The following is an 18,805-nucleotide window of genomic DNA, read 5'->3' on the forward strand; positions in this document are numbered from 1 at the left end:
CTTAAGTACAAATACCCATGAAATAAGCCTGGAAAATAAAGCGGATTTCGTTACCCATCGCAAAAATAGAAAAGTAATAATTTGCCTATCAATTTGCAAGCTAATTTGATAGGCAATTTTTGGTTGTATTAAAGTTTTTCCAGTCCAGTCAGATAGAAGGTAACTCTTATTTGCAACATAACACCAGCCATTGTATGACGGCAAATTCACCTATTTTATGATGCAAATTCAGATATAACAATTTTTAGGTAAAAGTGCATAATTATTTTTTATAGGCTTAGTGGAAAATTATGTTAAAATAATAAGGTGCAACGTAAGCGTAATTCCGTTAATGGGAAGAATTCTTGAAGAAAATTGTTGTGGAAATTTTTACAATTTGGGATTATAGCTATTTAAAAATGGATGGTAATGTTAGGAATCTAATTCATAAACTTATTTGTAAAAGGAGATGATTACTATTAAGTCAATACTGATTAGTATTTCAGTTGTATTCTTTTTTGCAGTTGTAGGTAACGTTTTTGTTGATGATGCATTAACAGTATGGTATGCCAATCTTAATAAACCCTGGTACTTAGTACCATTATGGATATTTATTATTGTAGGGATTTTTTATTACATTATGTCAGGAATCATTTTATACAGACAGATTAATAATATTTCAGAATCAAAGTTGCGAAAAATTGCTCTAATCTTAACAATAAGTATGTTGATAGGTAACGAATTATGGAATTATTTATTCTTTGGTCTTAAAAGCACATTTTTAGGCTTTATTAGTTTAATTCCATTTTCAATAATTGTTGTTACATTAGCCCCTAAAAAAAATCGATGTTTATTCATTTAGAGGTCTTATACCGTATCTTGTATGGTTATTGTATGATTTAATATGGACTTTAGGATTATATTTGCAGAATTCATAATTTGAAACTCCTCTTTAATTAACTAGGGGCGATTGTTGAAACGGCTTGTTTCTTATATAATTATTGGCGTTTTTAGAATAGTGAGTAGAATAACAAGTGCACATTTTGCATATTCTTTAGTCCTATTAATATTATTGGTAGGGAAGTATCACTTGAAGATAAAATAGTGGATCTTTTGGAAGAAAGTGAAGATTGGAAATATGGGACAGTTATTGACTACGACATAAAAAGTACTTTTTTCCTTTTGATAATTTTCACATAATTAGGAATTGTATGTTAAAATGGTTTAAAGAGGGTGATGATAATTTATAAGAAAAAACTGTTTTTGCTTGCGATTGTTACTGGGGCTTTACTCTCAACTCTACTTCCGTTGAGCACGTTTGGCATGCCTTCATACCACGAGGTTTTGGTCTCGTTATTTGGTGAAGGAAATATAATGGTTTTACCCTTCACGCTATTAATATTAGGTATCTTAATGTTTTTTATGTTGAAATTGTATAAAAAATCACCAGAAACCAATTAGTTTTTGGTCGTTGTAATTAGTTGACAAGGGAATTTTCTATTAGGACAGGTCCTATTTCAACTTTCCGGGAGCGATTGCTACTAAGCGGTTCGCTCTTTAAATATGTTTTGGGCAATAATTATTGAACGAAAAGTAAGTTAAAGACTCCCCTGGAGGCTGTCAATAATGATTACTTTTTTATCACTTATCCATTATTTTATCTCATTAGATGTTATTAAAATTAAAAAACAGACAAGGCATAATTTGTTAATAAATAAAATCGTAAAGGTCGCAAAGATTTTACTGTTTCTAATAATTGTATTTATCGGATACCTATTTGCGTGGCTTACAGGAGATAAACCTTAACTTTTTTAAACTACTTATTCCACTAACATTTGAAACAATTGCTGAATAAGCGCCTAACAAAATATACAATCTTTAACTCAGTTCATTTTCGATCTGAGTTATTTTTGTAGGTTAAATTTTCTATATACACAATCAATTAATCTAAAGATTATGGTATTTTATGTTAATATATACAGTAGGTTTTTCAATAAAAAGTGATCATAGAACGCTAAAAAATATAAAAGGAGCTTATTCAGATGGTAAACCCGTTTGATTGTATTACTGAATTTATTTTTGTGGAAACTGCTGTTTCCCCAGCAGACGTAATATTAGTGCCAGGTGCCAATCATCCTCCATTAATGGAGAAGGCTGCTGAATTGTATAAGCAAGGAATGGCTCCTTATGTGCTTCCATCTGGCGGATATAAACCACACGTTGGAATGACTGAATGGGAGTATTTACGAAACCTTGCCATGGAAAATGGAATCCCTGAAAAGGCAATGTTAAAAGAAGACAAGGCACAACATACATTAGAAAATGCTCGCTTTTCGTTAGAAGTTCTTCATAGGAACAATTTAGTTCCGAAAAAAGCAATCTTGATTTGTAAAGCAGGGCATGCTCGACGTTCATTATTATGCTATCAAGCCGAATTTCCAATAGATTGTGAGTTTTTAGTCTCACCTTGTGTTGATAGATATGGAATAACAAAGGAAAACTGGTTTTTAACAGAAATGGGCATAAATCGTGTTATGAATGAAGTTCAGAAGATTGGTACATATTTCGGTGAAATCATTCCTAGGTGGAACACTATACACCTATTAAAAGAGAAAGGGGAAAATGAAATATGAAACAGCTAATAGCCCTCGGTGGGGGAGGCTTTTCCATGGAGCCTGAAAATCCATTGCTAGATCGCTATATCCTTCAACAATCAGGTAAGACCAAACCTAAAATATGCTTTATCCCTACCGCCAGCGGTGACGCGGATAATTATATTGCTAGGTTCAATGAGTTCTTTGAGAAGCAGGAATGTGTACCTTCCCATCTTTCTCTTTTTAACCCGCCTACAAGAGACTTTGAAACTTTTTTACTAGAAAAAGATATTATTTATGTTGGAGGTGGGAACACTCGAAATCTATTACTACTGTGGAGAGAATGGGGACTAGACGTCATTCTCAAAAAGGCCTATGACCAGGGTGTGTTACTGGCAGGCATTAGTGCAGGTTCCATTTGTTGGTTTCAAGAAGGGGTGACAGATTCCTTTGGTGATGTATTGGAGCCTCTTCAGTGCTTAGGTTTCCTGGAAGGTAGCAACTGTCCTCATTATGATGGGGAGATAAAAAGGAGGCCATCCTATCAAGAAATGGTTGCAAGCAAAAGCATTATTCCAGGTATCGCAACTGATGATGGTGTTGCTCTCCATTATATGGACGATAAACTCGAGCATATTGTTAGTTCAAGGCCAAGTGCAAAAGCATATAAAGTTTATTTCAATAAAATGCTGATTGAAAAAGAACTTCCAACAAGATACCTTGGGTAGAGGGGATTATATGGTAGTAAAGAAACTAAGCTGGGTAGGTAGCAAGAAGCATTTTGTGGATGAAATTAGTGTAATGAAAGTTGGGGAAGATGTTGTTCTCGGTCGTTTTGGTGGGAATTCCACTTCAGGGCAATATAAAAACGAAGATGGGTGTTTGATCTGGTGTGATGACAACCAGGATTGGGAGTTTGTTATTTTACTAGATGCCCATTTTTCAGCGGAAAGTGCTGAATTGGTTATTTCAACAATTGAAAAGAACGAAAAAAGATTTCTGGATATTTTTACATTGCCAATAAACAGTTTATTTAAAAGTTTGAATCGCTTGGTCTTAGGTATCTTTCAGAGTGAAAGTTTCATACAGGAGTGTGAGAATGTTCAGGGAGAGACAGCCTGTTTACTTGTTTTCCGCAAAGACAACTATCTGTGGTGGTTTTCGATAGGTGATTGTTTATTACTTCTACAACACCCTGAACTTGAGAAGTTAGGCGAATATCAACAGAATCATCGCAGCTTTTATGAATGGGTCGGTAAAGAAAGTACATTCAACAAAGATGTTCCCTGTTATAGCACGGGTGTGAAGGAACTGAGGACTGGTGAAAATCATATTTTTATGACAACGGACGGTTTAGTGGAATGTCCGAATGCTCCATATAACTATGCAAAAGATATCTACCGTATGCTTCACGGTATCGCGTCTTGTGAGATAGGAGTCAGGAAGCTACTGGAGGATATTCAATCAAACAACGTACGGGATAGTACAACGATTGTTTCATGGGTGATACAAAACAATAAAGAGGCAACCATTCCCAGTGACTTAAAGTGAATAGAAAAAAGGTGGGTACTACACAAATGTCATTTCATATGAGAGTTAGAGCTGGCGCATTAATCATACAGGACGCCTTTATTTTATTAATTGAATTTAATGATGAAAATGGTTTGCATTATAATTTACCTGCTGGAGGAACAGAGCCAGGTGAAACGGTAAAGGAAGCTGTAAAAAGAGAAGCAAAAGAGGAAGCGTCTATAGATGTGGAAGTGGGCACTTTGGCATTTGTTTATGAATATGCCCCTCACCTAAATAATAACAAGTACGGTGACACGCACTCCTTGGGGCTAATGTTTGAATGTAACATTAAAGAAGACTGTATTCCAGGAATGCCGGCGAAACCAGATCCTAATCAGACAGGAGTAAAATGGATTCCTTTAACCGAATTGGATAAAGTGATTCTATATCCGAATATTAGGGAACACATTCATGATTATGTAGAGAATAGAAGAAACATTGAAATAATTGAAGAACAAAACTTGGAGGAATATACAATAGATAAATAGGAGTGGGGAGCTTTGCAAATTATCCGAGAATTAAATTTCAACCTCAGTCTGTTGTAGTTAGGGATCAGTCATATCAAATTTAAGTAAGGGGAACAAATAAGTGCATTTTCAACTTAGAAATGGAGAATCCATATATGTCAGTGAATATAAAAGCGATGATTTTCTCTATATTCAACAACTAAATAAAGAAGAAAAATGGAACAACCTTGTATCAAAAGAAACATTCACAAAACAAGCTTGGGAAAATTCAAATATTACTTATTGTGTGTGGAAGGAAAATTCTTTGGTTGGTTATGTCCGGGGGCTTACAGATTATTCTATAACATTATTTATATGTGAACTTTTGATATCCAAGCAATATCGAGGTTTAGGAATTGCAAAATTCTTGCTTCAATATGTTCATGAAATGTACCCTTCAACACGACTAGATTTACTTGCCACTTCCACATCAAAGGACTTCTATAAGGAAAACGGTTTTAGAGAATTTTATGGATATAGAAAAACATAAACACGGGGTTAGATATATGAACTTAAAACAAAAAGCCATTGAAGTGGCAGCTATATACAAAACGAACCCAAAGGTAGATGCCATTCTCCTTGCTGGATCAGTTGCATTGGGTTGGGAGGATGAGTTTTCAGATATTGAATTACATATTCTTTGGAAAGAAGCCCCTACTGATGCAGATAGAAAAGGACCCATTCGGTGTGTAAATGGAAGTATTTTAACCTATTATCCTTATGAAGAGGAAGAATGGTCAGAATCATATGTCACAAGTGAAGGAATCAAATTAGAGATTAGTAATTTTCTTACTTCAACCATTCAATCCGTTGTAGAAGATGTAGTGGTAAAATCTAAGGTTAATTTTGATAAACAATGCCTAGTTGCTTCTATACAAGATGGAACAGGGCTACATGGAAAAAATTTAATTAATACGTTTAAAAAACGTGTGGTTAAATACCCAAGTGAACTGGCGATTAAGATGGTTTTAGAAAATCTTGAATTTGGTGGCAGGTGGAATAACCGTCGAGCCCTTCTAGAACGTGAGGATTGGCTAATGTTATACAATGTTTTTTGTAATGTGCAAAAGAAATTAATGGGTGTTTTATTCGGCTTAAACTCACTGTATGTGCATCATCCTGAATACAAGTGGTTGCCTCATAAAATAGAACAAATGCATATAAAACCAGATCAATTTCTTTCAAGGATGAATGATATTTTACTTGGAAATCCAATGGAAAGTCTTGCAAGCTTGGAACAATTAGTAGAAGAGGTTATCAACATAGTGGAAATACATAAACCCAAACTAAATATAGAAAAACAAAAGCTTGGTATTAGCTATTTAAAGTAAGGGGAATCGGTATGAATGATAGTCAGACAAATTTAAACGGTCTTCACTTGGATTGTACAATATATGGGGAATCAAATGAATTTCCAACTGTCATCATGGATGCTGGATATGGAGACTATTCAAAAGCCTGGAAATCAATCTATCCTGAATTATCAAAATTAACTCAGGTCATTCTATATGACAGAGCTGGACTTGGGAAAAGCGAAAGAAGCTCTAATCCGAGGACCAGCCTTTTTATGGTAGAGGAATTAAGAGAGCTCTTAAAGAGTAAGAAGGTCTTGCCCCCCTATATTCTTGTAGGTCATTCGTACGGTGGTGTCAACATGCGTTTATTCAATAATCTGTACCCTCAGGAAGTGGCTGGTTTAGTGTTGATAGACTCTACTCCAGAAGACTACGCGGAAAGATTTCTCCCCACTATGTCTGAAGAATTCAAAGTGGCTTATAAAAAGCAGTTCACTCGTGAAGGGAACTTCCATGAGTTTATGGAGAGTTTGAAACAACTACACAAAAGTAATAGAGTTTCAGGTACACCCACCATTGTTTTGTCAGCAGGGAAAAAAGACCATTATTCCAAGGAATCCCAAGCCTTATGGAACAGGATGCAAGAAGAGATTCTAAGATTCACGACAAACGGTCAATTCTTAATTGCTGAAAATAGTGCTCATTACATTCAGAACGATGAACCGAAGCTGGTAATAAACATAATCCTAAGGTATATAAAATCTTTATCAAACACTAATCGTTCAAAAAATAGAAAAATGATTAACGAGAAAAATCTAATAGATGTCCTTTTTGAATCTTGGTCTATAAACACAAGTTCAAAGTGGAGTCCTGAGAATCCTGCTAAAGGCCAATGTGGAGTAACCTCACTAATAGTTCAAGACTTTTTGGGAGGGGAAATTGTTAAGACTTTGATGCCTAAAGGTTGGCATTTCTATAACAAGATAAATGGTATTCGCTATGATTATACATCCTCTCAGTTTGATAAAGGAGTACATTACTCCGATATTCCTTCCAATAGAGCAGAAGCATTTCAGGATACAAACCTGGAACAATACCTTACGTTAAAGAAAAATATGTTGTCATACCAGATAAATAGATGAAGAGTTTAGGAGATTATTAATATGACTATGTACGATAAAGTCAAAATCACTCCCCTTTCAGAAGTGGGTGCATGGTTATGATGGAAAAGAAAAGAATGTGGCTGTGGGTAATATTAATACTGTTATTAATTCTTGGTTTTTGTTCACCAGTAATAGGATGGCTGCTTAAGCCTTCTACAACACTTGATGTGTTAATTGTAGATAAAACGGTGCCAGATGATTCTTACAGGGAGCATTTAGGGCTGACGTGGTTACTTAACCAGCAAAAAATACGCAAAACAGACGGAAGTAATTACAATCTGCATTCAGATTACGTCGGATATGACCCAAAAAGTGATGTTTCTAATAAAGTTAGATCATTTCCTGAAAATAAGGTGCACGATGTAATCTATATAGCAGATGGATACGGTGTATATGAAGAGGATATCACAACAGGCAATGTTCAAGGGCAACGTTCCGACCTGATATACGGGGGCATGACATCGGAGGATGTGGACTATATAAGAGAAGCTGTATCTACACATGGTACAACATTAATTGGAGAGTTTAACACATTTGGAAGTCCTACTCCAGAAGAGGTAAAAGAGTCATTTTACCAACTGTATAATTTAGAGTGGACAGGCTGGATAGGGAGATTCTTTACAGAGCTTGAAGGGTCAGAAGTACCTGTCTGGGCAAAAAAGAATTATCTTGAGCAGTACGGGGAAGAGTGGGATTTTAGTGGTAAAGGGATGGTATTCGTTCATGATAGCGATCAGCTCTTAGTCTTAACAGAGGAAGATATGGAAAAACAACATGTCATGTTTGAATTTACGCAAAATGGCAAAGAACACTTTAATCTTGAGGATAGAGCAGCCTATCAGTATTGGTTTGATATTATCGCACCCAAAGAAAATGATGAGGTGCTTGCATCCTTCTCCCTTTCATTAACAAATGAAGCAGAAGAAAAATTAATAGAAAATGGGATTCCTGTCAAATTTCCAGCCGTCATACATCATGTAAACCCTACTCATGAAAGCTACTATTTCTCAGGTGATTTCGCTGACCAGGCAGAACTCCCATCCCTTTATCAAGCAAAAGGATATACGGCTCTGAAGAAATGGCAGGCAAGGAATAAAGATGATCTAAAATCCTTTTATTGGAGAGTGTATCATCCTATGATGAGTGAAATTATGCAGCAACAGAAAAATAAGAGCACTGTAAAAAAGGAAGTAAATGCTAATCTTGTAGGTGAATCCTATATTCCAGGCAGAGCAGGCAGTGATTATTTACAAATACAAAAAGATGGAAAATGGGAAAATTTTCTGATTAAAGGGGTTAACATGGGAATAGCGAAACCAGGAACGTGGCCAGGTGAAACAGCTATTACGAAGCAAGAGTATTACCGTTGGTTTGAGCAGATTGGCGACATGAATGCTAATGCTATACGAATTTATACGATTCATCCTCCGCACTTTTATGAGGCTTTGGCTGAATACAATCGTATGGCAGAGGAACCCATCTATCTATTTCATGGCATCTGGATAAATGAAGAGGTTTTCCTGGAGTCAAATGATGCTTTTGCGGAGGAAAATGTCAAAGATTTTAAAGAAGAAATCCAAAAAACCGTTGATTTAATTCATGGAGATGTAGTTCTAGAAGAGCGTCCTGGTCATGCACATGGAAAATACACGGCAGACGTTTCACCCTATGTACTCGGGTGGGTCCTCGGGGTAGAGTGGGATCCGCAAGTAGTGCTGAATACAAATAGGAAAAATACAGGTATATCTGAGTTTAATGGAGAATTCCTTTTCACACAAGGCGCTCAGCCATTTGAAGTGTGGCTTGCAGAAATGATGGAGTATACGATTACCTACGAACAGGAGACCTATCAATGGCAGCGGCCAATGAGTTTTACAAACTGGGTGACTACCGATTTGCTTGATCATCCATCTGAACCTTCAGAAGAAGAGGATCTTGTAAGCGTCAATCCTAATTTGATATTCTTCAAAGATGAGTTTGAAGCAGGTATGTTCGCTTCCTACCACATCTATCCATACTATCCGGATTTCCTTAATTTTGAAAAACGGTATGTGGAATATATTGACCACCGGGGAGAGAAAAACAATTACGCAGGGTATTTACAACATATGAAAGAAGCACACAACATGCCGCTATTAGTTGCTGAATTCGGCATTCCATCTTCAAGAGGGAATACTCATAATAATATATACGGTTGGAACCAGGGCGGTCATACCGAAAAAGAGCAGGGAGAGATTTTAGCGCATCTCTTTGAAGATATAGTGGAAGAAAAAATGGCAGGTGGATTAATCTTTTCATGGCATGACGAGTGGTTCAAGCGGACTTGGAATACGATGGATTTTGATAACCCGGACCAGAGACCTTACTGGAAAAACGTCCAGACAAATGAGCAGATGTTCGGAATGTTGACATTTGAACCCGGTCAAGCACAAAAGATAGTTATTGACGGAAAAGAAGAGGACTGGAAAGCTTTAGACCAAAAATCAGTGTACAGCCCTTCTTCCATCATAAAAGAGATGCAAGTAACACATGATGAAGGGTTTTTATATGTAAAGTTGAAGGCGGATAATTTTAAAGAACATGAGATATCTTTATTGTTTAATATAATGAATAACCAGGGGCAGTCAAAGGTGGTACCTGGGTCTGATTATTTCACGGAAGGCATAGATTTCCTTCTTAACGTGGAGAATGGTAAAAAAGCTAGAATGCTTGTAGATAGTTATTATGACAGTTTCTACTACATGTATGGCCATAAGCTAGGTATGGTAGAGAAGCAGGAGTATGCTGATAAAAAAGATAATGGCATTTTTCATCCTATAAGGTTAACTTTAAACAAAGAGTTAACGGTTAAAAATGAAAATGGCGAGGAACAGATTGTCCCGTTTGACAGCTATGAAACTGGTATATTACGTTCTGGTAATTCCAATCCCAACGAAGAAAACTTCGATTCTTTAACAGATTTTTATTTAAATGAGGAGGAAGGCTTGTTAGAAGTTCGTATTCCATGGGCGTTGCTCAATGTGAAGGATCCAGGTCAACGAGAAGTGATGGGGGATATGTGGACAGATAATGGATTGAATAGCAGTGCATGGGTTGATGGAATCCAAATAGGTGCTATTGCCGTGTCCAATTCCAATGGAAATGTTGTGGATAGTCTTCCAAAAACAGTAAACGGAAAGAGCAGGCAGGAAGATTACTTCTTATATGCATGGGAAAAATGGGAAATGCCAACTTATCATGAACGCTTAAAACAATCTTACTATAGGATTCAGAAACTGTTTTCTGAAATGAAATAATAGGTTACACAGATATTCCATGCAATTTAGAGCTATTCAAATAAACATGGGTGGAGGATGAAATGATGCCTCCACTTCTTTCGTTTTTGGTTATCTATGAAACTAGATTACTTAAACAAAAAAAGAGACTCAACCAGTAATCACCTTTCAAGGTAGATAGCAGCCATTGGGGCCGCGATGGCTAAAACAGAAAGAATTATGAAAAACAGCTTTCGTCCTTTTGGAGTTGAAAAGTATAATTGAACGAGAAGAAAATAAGTAATACTAGAAATTAGAAGAAACCATACGAATTTGTATAGTTTTTTTCCTTTAATAACAGCCTTTTCGGTTTGATAGATTCCTAAGTTGGGATCTATGGTCAAAGGGTTAGTTATTGCCATGATTATCATGCCTAAAAAAATTAAGAGCCCTATAATGTTCAATAAATTTTTCATGGATAATTCCTTTTTCATCGTTGCCTCCTAAATATGGTTGTGACAATGTATATACGTATGCTGAAAGGAAAAGTTTCAAATAGTAACAGATGACAACACGACTATATATCTAAAGGAGAAACAGGAATGGAAACAAAAGAAACACTGCAAAATGAACTAAAGTTAATAGAGAAATGGGAAAAAGATCAAAAGGGGCTATGGTTATGGGAGCGAATCGGCCGTATTCCCTTTAAACTGCTTGATAGATTGACTCCAAGATTTATTCAAGGGAAGATAGGAAGCCTTCTTGATGAACTGGGGAGCTTTATTCAAAATGGAGGAAGTTATCTATCAAGTGAGAAAAGTGTCTTTCATTATTTTGAGAAAAAAACGGGCAGAACGATTACAAGTCTTAAAGATTTTCAAGAAGTTCCTGTAGTTGAAATGAAAGAAGCTTCTCTTGAATTAGGTAAAACACGTAAAAATGCAGCTACTATCCAAGGAGCAAGTACAGGTATCGGGGGAATCTTTACTTTAGTAATTGATATTCCTGCAATCTTAGCTATTTCTCTAAAAACATTACAGGAAATTGCGATTCTGCATGGATATGATCCAAAAGAGAAAGCGGAGAGAATATTTATCTTGAAATGCTTACAATTTACATCGGCAGATATTGTTGGGAAGCAGGCAATTCTAAATGAGCTGGTTGATTTTTCGAATGAAGAAATGAAATCAAAAGAGGTATTCTCCCAACTTCAAGGTTGGAGAGAAGTAACCGTGTCATTCACAGAGTCCTTTGGTTGGAAAAAGCTTTTTCAATTGGTACCGGTTGCAGGGATTCTTTTTGGAGCGTTTGCCAATCGTACGATGGTGAGCGATCTTACAGAAGCTGGAACTATGCTCTATCAGAAGAGAAGAATTATGGAAAGAGTAGAACGTTTAGAGGTTCAAACCGAGAAAACAAAAGAATCGTAAGCCAAAGAAAGAATTTTTTAAAGCCTACTGACCTTACCGATAAAGGTCAGTAGGCTTTAATGATAATGAATTATTACTGATTAACATTCTGAACCTTTAACACTTCCACTACCATCCTGCCAATTTGCCTGCCGAGTCGTATTCCTTCATCATTGTCCACTTGAAAATGAACCCCTGCATACAAGCGGGATTGAGCAGAAGCCTCGGTAGTAGATTTTATTCGGGATTGTTCTTGAGGAAAAAAGTACGTCATGATCTCTTGAGCCGCTCCTGCTAAGGTTGCGTGTGCAGAGGGGTATGCAGGAAATCTCGGTGTATCCATGATCTTTCTAATATTTCTTCCATATTGATTGGGACGGGCAACATCCCATAAATACTTTAAATACCAGCAAACTACAAAAACGTCATTCATGGTTGCATGGAAAAATCCTTGCATTCGGGCACAATTTGGAGAGCCCATCGGATATTGCTCTGCAAAATCATACAGCATGGTTGAAAATCTTTCTGCAATTTCACCGGTAGCCCAATAATGTGCACTTTGGATTTGTTGTGGGGTTAGGGTGCTCATGGTTTGTTCGACAATATGTAGTTCGTTGTTCCAATCTATTGATAAAGGCTCTCTTATTTGCCAAGTTATTTCTTTTCCAAAAGGGTCTAGGAACCTATTGGCTCCCTCTCGTCTGATGAAAAATATCGGCCAAAAGCCGGCATTAGGATTTCCAATAGGTGGTGATTGCTCTCCTTCATATGGATACTGAGACCATTGCCTATATTCTGTGCGCATTGATTCAACCCCTTAGAAAGTTCTTCTAAATTCTTTATGATAGATGGATGAAATATATGATAAAAATAATAAGCTCTTATGATGGAAGCATGCTAAAATAGGAAGAAATGTCTTAATTGAACAAAGGGGAGAGATAATTGAAAGGTGATAAAATAACTTCAGAAGAGATAGTCGCTTCCCCTGAGAAATTACAACTAATATTTCGACGAACTCTTTTTATTGTCGTTCTATCGCAAGTATTTGGTGGGGCTGGTCTGGCAGCAGGTATCACGGTAGGGGCATTGTTGGCTCAAGACATGCTTGGGACAGATGCATATTCTGGTGTTCCTGTTGCTTTATTGACACTTGGTTCAGCAGGAGCGGCATATTTGATTGGACGTGTATCACAAAGGTTTGGAAGAAGGGTTGGCTTGGCAGGCGGCTTTTTAACCGGAGGAATCAGTGCATTAGGTGTAGTGCTTGCAGCTGTCACCAATAATGTGTGGTTGCTGTTTTTCTCGCTTCTTTTCTACGGGGCAGGAACGGCATCTAATCTTCAAGCAAGATATGCCGGTACAGATCTGGCATCTGCCAAACAAAGAGGGAAAGCAATTAGTATTGCACTAGTTTCGACTACATTTGGGGCAGTTGCGGGACCTAATTTAGTCGGTGTGATGGGAGATTTCGCTGTTTCCATAGGTGTCCCATCATTAGCGGGTCCCTTTATTTTAGGAGCAGCAGCTTTTATTTTGGCTGGATTGGTATTACTTTTTTATATGAAACCTGATCCTTTACTGGTGTCTAAAGCATTGGAAAATGAAAATTGGAAGAATGCGGAGAACCCTCCCTTAACTAGTCCAAAAAAGAATAACCGGGGAATCATCATCGGTGGCTCTGTAATGGTGTTGACTCAGATGGTGATGGTGGCAATCATGACGATGACACCCATCCATATGGGGCATCATGGACACGGCCTAGATGCAATCGGACTTGTAATCGGGATTCATATTGGTGCTATGTATCTGCCTTCACTAGTTACCGGGATTCTAGTCGATAAGGTTGGACGTACCACTATGGCTTCAGCAGCTGGTGTAACGCTACTTCTAGCAGGGATTATTGCAGCGACTGCTCCTGGTGATAATTTATTTGTATTGATAATGGCATTAGCGCTACTCGGTTTAGGTTGGAACTTCGGTTTGATAAGCGGCACGGCAACCATTGTAGATGCCACTACGCCTTCTTCACGTGCCAAGGTCCAAGGCTCTATGGATGTGTTGGTTGCATTATCTGGGGCAACAGGCGGCATAATGTCAGGAGTGATTGTCTCACATACCAGCTTTTCGCTGCTGTCTATAGGTGGTGGGCTATTCTCCCTCCTGTTATTACCTTTAATCATATGGGCTAGTAGAGTAAATCTAACTGATAAACAGGTGAAAAATAAAAGAACGGCGTAAGCAGAATACAGACTGCTTACGCCGTTTTTTTATTTTTTCGTTTTTGCCTTCTCCACTTCCTCTGACACAACAAAAGCTAAGTCGTCATTCCCAAACATAGCTAACACTCCTAATACTGTATCGTTCGAAATATCCCCTGCCTCTTCTTTAGACACTGTTAAATCCAAGGCTTGAGCCAGTGCAGGGTTATTTGCTTGATCAGGATATGCCTTTGTATAGAGTGTAAATGGGTCTAAGTTATGGTTAATACACCATTGTGCAAAAACCAATATCATCATATTCTCCTCTTTTTGATAGTTTTGTATAATTGCTTGTTCCAAATCTTTTTTGTCCATCATCTAATTTCTCCTTTGTTTCTTGTAAACTCATTATATAGGAAATAGGCTAATGAACCAACATCTTCTCATGTGGCAGCCATTTCTTATTTTAACAGTTCTTTTCACCTATAAAAAATAGATGGTAAAGAGTAATGTAACATCGTATATTTAATCTAGTTATGTGAAAATTTCGAATGGGATCTGAGGAGAAGTTATGATAAATACCAAACAGTTGGCACAATTAATGGAAGAGAATAATTATCAAGCTGCACTCCAACTTTTTATAAGTACTCTTACCGATTATACGAAAAAGCCAAGATTATTAGCATTCCGGGAGGTCCTAGCGCTTACGGATGAGGAACTGAGGCCCATTTTACAGGTTATGGACCTTGCTCTGATGGATGATGTTTCTGGAATGCTGATAAGAGCAAATCATCGAAAAAAGAAAACAGTAGCATCCAGCATCTGGTATTGTGAGGAACTTATTGATCTTGGAGATTTTATCAATGCAGAGGATTTATTATTAACATTAATACAGGAAGACCTAACAAAAAAAGAAGAAGAAAAAGTTGTCTATAACCTCGCTATTGCCTGTATCCGTATGCGCCGTTATCAAGCTGCCTATGACTATCTGAAGAAATGTGAAGAACTGACTCCCAACTCGATGAAAACACGCTGGGGTTACTATTATCTCCAAAAAGGTGAGTGGGAGGAAGGAGTAAAGCAACTCCTTGAAGGGTTACAGGATAAGAAAGACGGTGCCTACGCCTTTGGAATGTTAATCAGGCATTATATGCTTCAAGGTAATTTGCAGGAGGCGAAAAAGTATATCGACCATGCAATCCTACAATATCCAAATTTTCCGAGGCTACAAATGGAGAAAATTCGCTATCTTTATAAAACAAAAGAGTGGTCCGAACTAAGGGAGGCAGTTAAAGAGCTTCAGCATGTTACTCCTTTTCATAGCTATCAGACAGTCAACAGCTTGTGGGTGGCAGAGAGTTTGTACCATCAACATGATATTTCCGCTTTGCGAGATTTTCTTCAAAAGAATGATACGATAGCTACCCAATCCCATTTTAGGCATCTACCGGAAACAGTGAAAAGTGAATCTATATTAATAAATATGTACAAACCGACCCTTCAAAAAAACAACTACTGTGTCCCAGCAAGTCTTGAGATGGTGTTCAGCATGTATAATCAACACGTTTCACAAGAGGAGGTGGCAGAGTCCATCTTTACCGTTTCAGGTTCTAGCATTTCCAAAGCTATTACGCTATTAGAGGAAAGAGGCTTTTACAGCCGATATTTTTATAGCGATGCGAAGCTTATCAAACAGATGTTACAATCAGGCATCTCGGTCATTATGAGCTTGGAGTATCCTACATCTTCCCATGTACAGGTGGTGGTTGGATATGATGATAATCTGCAGTGTCTAATTATTCAGGATCCGAACTTGACAGATGTTCTCTATGTGGAATATGAGAAGTTTCAGGAAGAATTCACCAATAGCCACGCGCTGGCGATTGCAGTCGTTCCATCACAACAGGCAGCTTTTCTCCATTTTTTAGACGATAAAGAACATGAAATTGCTGCTAGAACACAAGTGCTCGGAGAAAATTGTAATGAGGACTTTTCCGAAGAGGACAAAACCTTTATTCGTGAAAACATAACAAACATAATTGTCGCTGCAAGTTTCTTGAAATTCCTAGCAAAACAGGGTGAGGAAGATTTGCTGTTACAAGCAGCAGACGTTGTTGAACAGTCCAAATTTGAAAAAGAATATAAATATCTTATTATCGCAATGGCATATGTTCGCATAAAAAAATGGGGTAAGGCAGAAGAATACCTTGCATATGTAAAACCTCATTATTATCCATCTGCTTACTGGTATTTAAAAGGAAGAATTCATTACGAGAAGAACGAACATGAAGAGGCGGCAAGCTGCTTCCAAAAAGGTATTACTTTTGAAGCGGATGACTTTGTTCTCTGGTCCTATCTAGCGCTTTCCACTTCCTTCCGAGGGTTAGATGAACAGGCTCTACGTTACTCGTCCATTGCAATGGATATTAACGATCTAGATACATTCACCAGAATCAACCATGGAATGATTTTGTTTGATAATAAGTTTTATACAGAGGCAAGAGAACAATTCAGCTCTGTCCTGAAGGAAGTAAAGTCGCACAGTCATGCTTGGTTTGAAAGAGCAAGATGTGACAAAGAATTAGAACGGTACCGTCATGCAGAAAGGGGATTTCGAACAGCGATTTCACTCGATCCTGAAATTGCTGTACCATATCGCGATCTTTCCCAGCTGTACGAATTTGTCTATATGCAACCTGAGAAAGTGGAACCGCTTTTACATGTTGGATTAAAAGAAACAGACGAAGCAATTCTTCTACTTCTTGAACTTGGTGACTTCTATGAGCGCCAGAAAGAGTATGAAAAAGCAAGAGTTCAATACTTAGGAGCAACAGAGAAGTATCCGGAGGATTCTGCTGGCTGGGTAAATCTTGGTCATTTATTAAAAGAAGAAGGGAAATTCAGTGACGCGTATGCATGGCTAAATGAGAACTATGAGAGATTTCAGGATGACAGTGAGTATTTGGTGAATGCAGGAAAATATATGTGGGAAGCTGCACTGGCAATGGATGCGCCACCAGGACATTTAGAACAGGCATTATCCTTATTGGAAAAAGGAATTAATTGCGCCCCTGCAAACGTGGAAGATGCATTGGAACTCTATGTTAATCTTATTGAAGAGACTCCTTATAATGCTAGAGGATTCACGTTCCTGCAAAACAAACACGAAGAAGATGTAGAAAATTATCTATATCCATCATATTTGGGATGTCTTTATGAGAGTAGAGGGTTGTGGTATCAAGCGAAGGAATGTTATGAATTAGCTCTTTCCAAAGCTTACAAACTACTTCCTCTATACCGTCTTGGGGAAATTTTGGTTAAGCTAGGGGAAGATAAGGAAGCAAGAAAATGTTACAAAATGGTCCTTGAACTTGATTCGACTCATGTTCAGGCCCACCTTAATATTGCTGATATCTGTCATCGACTAAACCATAAGGTACAAGAGCTTTTTCATATCCGTAAGGCGTTTGCACTTAACCCGTATGCTGTAAATATCGAGTATTTTGCCTCTCTTTTAAAGAAAAATGAACTATTGGAACTGAAAGAGAAATTAGATAGTCTTCTAAATGAAAGAAATGCTTCTTTTGTTTATGACAGCCTTGGATATATATATGGAGCGCTTGGAGATCATGGGGCAGAAGAGGAGTATGTCTTGAAAGCCCTTGGTTTGGAACCAGACGAGATCCCACTTCTTATGCATCGGATACAAATTATCTTGCGTAAGAAGAAATATGCAGAAGCCAAGAAAGAAATCTTACCATTAATATGTAAGGACATCGAAAACCGGAATTTGTATGAGTTGTTTGTAGAAATTCATGTCGGTGCGGGTTCTATGCTAACTTTGGAAAAAGTCGTAAATCGACTTAAACTTTCTGACCAAGATAAGAGTATGGTCAGCATGTACACAGCTGCGGCCTTTGACAAAGTGCTTATGGCGAGAAGAGAAAAGGAAGAGTATGATCTATCCGAACGAAATTGGTTCAAGAAGCTGAAGAATTTTGGCAAAGCGAGTGTGGACTTTGGTGTTCTGATCAGTCTTTACGAAAACGCACTCAAACATGATAGGGAAAATGTCACCGCAGTATTCTGGCTGGCAGATGTTTACCTACAGCTTGAAATGAAAACGGACGCCATCAAGTCCTACGAAAAATTCTTAAAGTACCATTGGGAATCTGATGTAGCCTACCAGCTAACCTCTACGATACTGGAGTTACTAGATAAAGAGGCGCCAGAGAAAAAATATCAACAATATTTATTGCGAGCGAAAGAACTGGTGGAAAGATGTCTGGCAGAAGAAGAAGCTCCTAGGTATCTGTCACAGTATGGTTATGTGCTCAAGCTACTTGGTGATTTTAATAAAGCGGAATCAATCTATCAACAAGTTATTGAACTTGAATCCGACGATCCGGCTGCTTACTATCAGTTATCACTCCTTTACAGAGAAACCAACCGCGTTATAGAAGCGAAGGATACAATATGGAAAGCATTAGAAATTGCTCCGGACGACACGCAGATTATGAATGAAGCTAGTATAGCTTTAAGGTTAAATGGTGAATTCCATGAAGCATTAGAGTTGGTGAATAAGGCATTAGAAATTGGTCCTGAAGACGCTATGCTATTATATAATCGTGCATGCTATTTGTCTCTTTTAGGGGAATTCGAGGAATCAGCCACTCACTTGGCTGAATTATTCGAAGCAGATGAGGATGGGGTTTTCATTGAAATGTCGTTGAATGATGAAGATTTGGAACCATTGAAGGAAGCAGGAATGTTTCCTTTGGAAGTGTCAGAGCAATAGTGGAGAGGAAACAGGGGCAATGCACATGGTGCTTGTT

General features: G+C 37.7%; 15 protein-coding genes and 1 pseudogene. 13 read left to right on the forward strand and 3 right to left on the reverse strand.

Going from position 1 to position 18,805, the window contains the following annotated elements; genetic code table 11:
* Positions 1 to 448: 448 nt before the first annotated feature.
* The 10 genes and pseudogenes from FZC76_RS23690 to FZC76_RS11215 all read left to right on the forward strand — a co-directional run bounded on the left by FZC76_RS23690 (position 449) and on the right by FZC76_RS11215 (position 10,405).
* Positions 449 to 841 carry a tryptophan-rich sensory protein gene (locus FZC76_RS23690; RefSeq protein ID WP_148988265.1) on the forward strand — a complete coding sequence of 131 codons (393 nt, stop codon included), beginning with the start codon at positions 449 to 451 and terminating at the stop codon, positions 839 to 841.
* A gap of 1,180 nt (positions 842 to 2,021) precedes the next feature.
* Positions 2,022 to 2,612 carry a YdcF family protein gene (locus FZC76_RS11180; RefSeq protein ID WP_148988266.1) on the forward strand — a complete coding sequence of 197 codons (591 nt, stop codon included), beginning with the start codon at positions 2,022 to 2,024 and terminating at the stop codon, positions 2,610 to 2,612.
* A complete protein-coding gene (locus tag FZC76_RS11185) occupies positions 2,609 to 3,301 on the forward strand; it encodes a Type 1 glutamine amidotransferase-like domain-containing protein (protein WP_148988267.1) in 693 nt (230 codons plus the stop codon). The genes FZC76_RS11180 and FZC76_RS11185 overlap by 4 nt, the downstream gene beginning before the upstream one ends.
* A 10-nt stretch (positions 3,302 to 3,311) precedes the next feature.
* Complete coding sequence (locus FZC76_RS11190) at positions 3,312 to 4,124, forward strand: protein phosphatase 2C domain-containing protein (RefSeq protein WP_148988268.1); 813 nt, start codon at positions 3,312 to 3,314, stop codon at positions 4,122 to 4,124.
* 26 nt (positions 4,125 to 4,150) lie between these two features.
* Positions 4,151 to 4,633, forward strand: a complete 483-nt coding sequence (locus FZC76_RS11195; protein ID WP_148988269.1) for an NUDIX domain-containing protein — start codon at positions 4,151 to 4,153, stop codon at positions 4,631 to 4,633.
* A gap of 100 nt (positions 4,634 to 4,733) precedes the next feature.
* Entirely contained in the window at positions 4,734 to 5,141 is a 408-nt protein-coding gene (locus FZC76_RS11200; RefSeq protein ID WP_148988270.1) for a GNAT family N-acetyltransferase, read from the forward strand.
* Between the two features lie 16 nt (positions 5,142 to 5,157).
* On the forward strand, positions 5,158 to 5,982 hold the full coding sequence (locus FZC76_RS11205; RefSeq protein WP_148988271.1) for a DUF4037 domain-containing protein: 825 nt from the start codon (positions 5,158 to 5,160) through the stop codon (positions 5,980 to 5,982).
* An 11-nt stretch (positions 5,983 to 5,993) separates the two neighbouring features.
* Positions 5,994 to 6,713 (forward strand): annotated as a pseudogene (locus tag FZC76_RS11210) (alpha/beta fold hydrolase); the annotation flags it as partial.
* 30 nt (positions 6,714 to 6,743) lie between these two features.
* A complete protein-coding gene (locus tag FZC76_RS23765; protein WP_455771344.1) occupies positions 6,744 to 7,088 on the forward strand; it encodes a YunG family protein in 345 nt (114 codons plus the stop codon).
* Positions 7,089 to 7,165: 77 nt separating this feature from the next.
* Positions 7,166 to 10,405 carry a hypothetical protein gene (locus FZC76_RS11215; RefSeq protein WP_316246605.1) on the forward strand — a complete coding sequence of 1,080 codons (3,240 nt, stop codon included), beginning with the start codon at positions 7,166 to 7,168 and terminating at the stop codon, positions 10,403 to 10,405.
* Between the two features lie 140 nt (positions 10,406 to 10,545).
* Here the strand turns inward: FZC76_RS11215 and FZC76_RS11220 are convergent, their stop codons facing one another.
* Entirely contained in the window at positions 10,546 to 10,857 is a 312-nt protein-coding gene (locus FZC76_RS11220; protein WP_148988273.1) for a hypothetical protein, read from the reverse strand.
* A gap of 108 nt (positions 10,858 to 10,965) precedes the next feature.
* Here FZC76_RS11220 and FZC76_RS11225 point away from each other — a divergent pair, with 108 nt between their 5' ends.
* Positions 10,966 to 11,793 (forward strand): EcsC family protein, encoded by an 828-nt coding sequence (locus FZC76_RS11225; RefSeq protein WP_148988274.1) that lies wholly within the window; start codon positions 10,966 to 10,968, stop codon positions 11,791 to 11,793.
* 73 nt (positions 11,794 to 11,866) lie between these two features.
* Here the strand turns inward: FZC76_RS11225 and FZC76_RS11230 are convergent, their stop codons facing one another.
* Positions 11,867 to 12,577 carry a vanadium-dependent haloperoxidase gene (locus FZC76_RS11230; protein WP_148988275.1) on the reverse strand — a complete coding sequence of 237 codons (711 nt, stop codon included), beginning with the start codon at positions 12,575 to 12,577 and terminating at the stop codon, positions 11,867 to 11,869.
* Between the two features lie 152 nt (positions 12,578 to 12,729).
* On the opposite strand from FZC76_RS11230, the gene FZC76_RS11235 reads away from it, so the two are divergent.
* Positions 12,730 to 14,010, forward strand: a complete 1,281-nt coding sequence (locus FZC76_RS11235; RefSeq protein ID WP_392396835.1) for an MFS transporter — start codon at positions 12,730 to 12,732, stop codon at positions 14,008 to 14,010.
* Positions 14,011 to 14,039: 29 nt separating this feature from the next.
* Here the strand turns inward: FZC76_RS11235 and FZC76_RS11240 are convergent, their stop codons facing one another.
* On the reverse strand, positions 14,040 to 14,345 hold the full coding sequence (locus tag FZC76_RS11240) for a hypothetical protein (protein ID WP_148988476.1): 306 nt from the start codon (positions 14,343 to 14,345) through the stop codon (positions 14,040 to 14,042).
* A 196-nt stretch (positions 14,346 to 14,541) separates the two neighbouring features.
* Here FZC76_RS11240 and FZC76_RS11245 point away from each other — a divergent pair, with 196 nt between their 5' ends.
* Positions 14,542 to 18,768 carry a tetratricopeptide repeat protein gene (locus FZC76_RS11245; protein ID WP_148988277.1) on the forward strand — a complete coding sequence of 1,409 codons (4,227 nt, stop codon included), beginning with the start codon at positions 14,542 to 14,544 and terminating at the stop codon, positions 18,766 to 18,768.
* Positions 18,769 to 18,805 lie beyond the last annotated feature (37 nt).

It is taken from the genome of Sutcliffiella horikoshii (genome assembly GCF_008180725.1).
GTDB lineage: Bacteria > Bacillota > Bacilli > Bacillales > Bacillaceae_I > Sutcliffiella_A > Sutcliffiella_A horikoshii_B.

Bases quoted from the DNA above. Each gene is read 5' to 3' on its own strand.
- FZC76_RS11195 (WP_148988269.1), top strand. From the start codon at position 4,151: ATGTCATTTCATATGAGAGTTAGAGCTGGCGCATTAATCATACAGGAC.
- FZC76_RS11240 (WP_148988476.1), bottom strand. From the start codon at position 14,345: ATGGACAAAAAAGATTTGGAACAAGCAATTATACAAAACTATCAAAAA.
- FZC76_RS11205 (WP_148988271.1), top strand. From the start codon at position 5,158: ATGAACTTAAAACAAAAAGCCATTGAAGTGGCAGCTATATACAAAACG.
- FZC76_RS11230 (WP_148988275.1), bottom strand. From the start codon at position 12,577: ATGCGCACAGAATATAGGCAATGGTCTCAGTATCCATATGAAGGAGAG.
- FZC76_RS11245 (WP_148988277.1), top strand. From the start codon at position 14,542: ATGATAAATACCAAACAGTTGGCACAATTAATGGAAGAGAATAATTAT.
- FZC76_RS23765 (WP_455771344.1), top strand. From the start codon at position 6,744: ATGATTAACGAGAAAAATCTAATAGATGTCCTTTTTGAATCTTGGTCT.
- FZC76_RS23690 (WP_148988265.1), top strand. From the start codon at position 449: ATGATTACTATTAAGTCAATACTGATTAGTATTTCAGTTGTATTCTTT.
- FZC76_RS11225 (WP_148988274.1), top strand. From the start codon at position 10,966: ATGGAAACAAAAGAAACACTGCAAAATGAACTAAAGTTAATAGAGAAA.
- FZC76_RS11220 (WP_148988273.1), bottom strand. From the start codon at position 10,857: ATGAAAAAGGAATTATCCATGAAAAATTTATTGAACATTATAGGGCTC.
- FZC76_RS11215 (WP_316246605.1), top strand. From the start codon at position 7,166: ATGATGGAAAAGAAAAGAATGTGGCTGTGGGTAATATTAATACTGTTA.
- FZC76_RS11190 (WP_148988268.1), top strand. From the start codon at position 3,312: ATGGTAGTAAAGAAACTAAGCTGGGTAGGTAGCAAGAAGCATTTTGTG.
- FZC76_RS11180 (WP_148988266.1), top strand. From the start codon at position 2,022: ATGGTAAACCCGTTTGATTGTATTACTGAATTTATTTTTGTGGAAACT.
- FZC76_RS11185 (WP_148988267.1), top strand. From the start codon at position 2,609: ATGAAACAGCTAATAGCCCTCGGTGGGGGAGGCTTTTCCATGGAGCCT.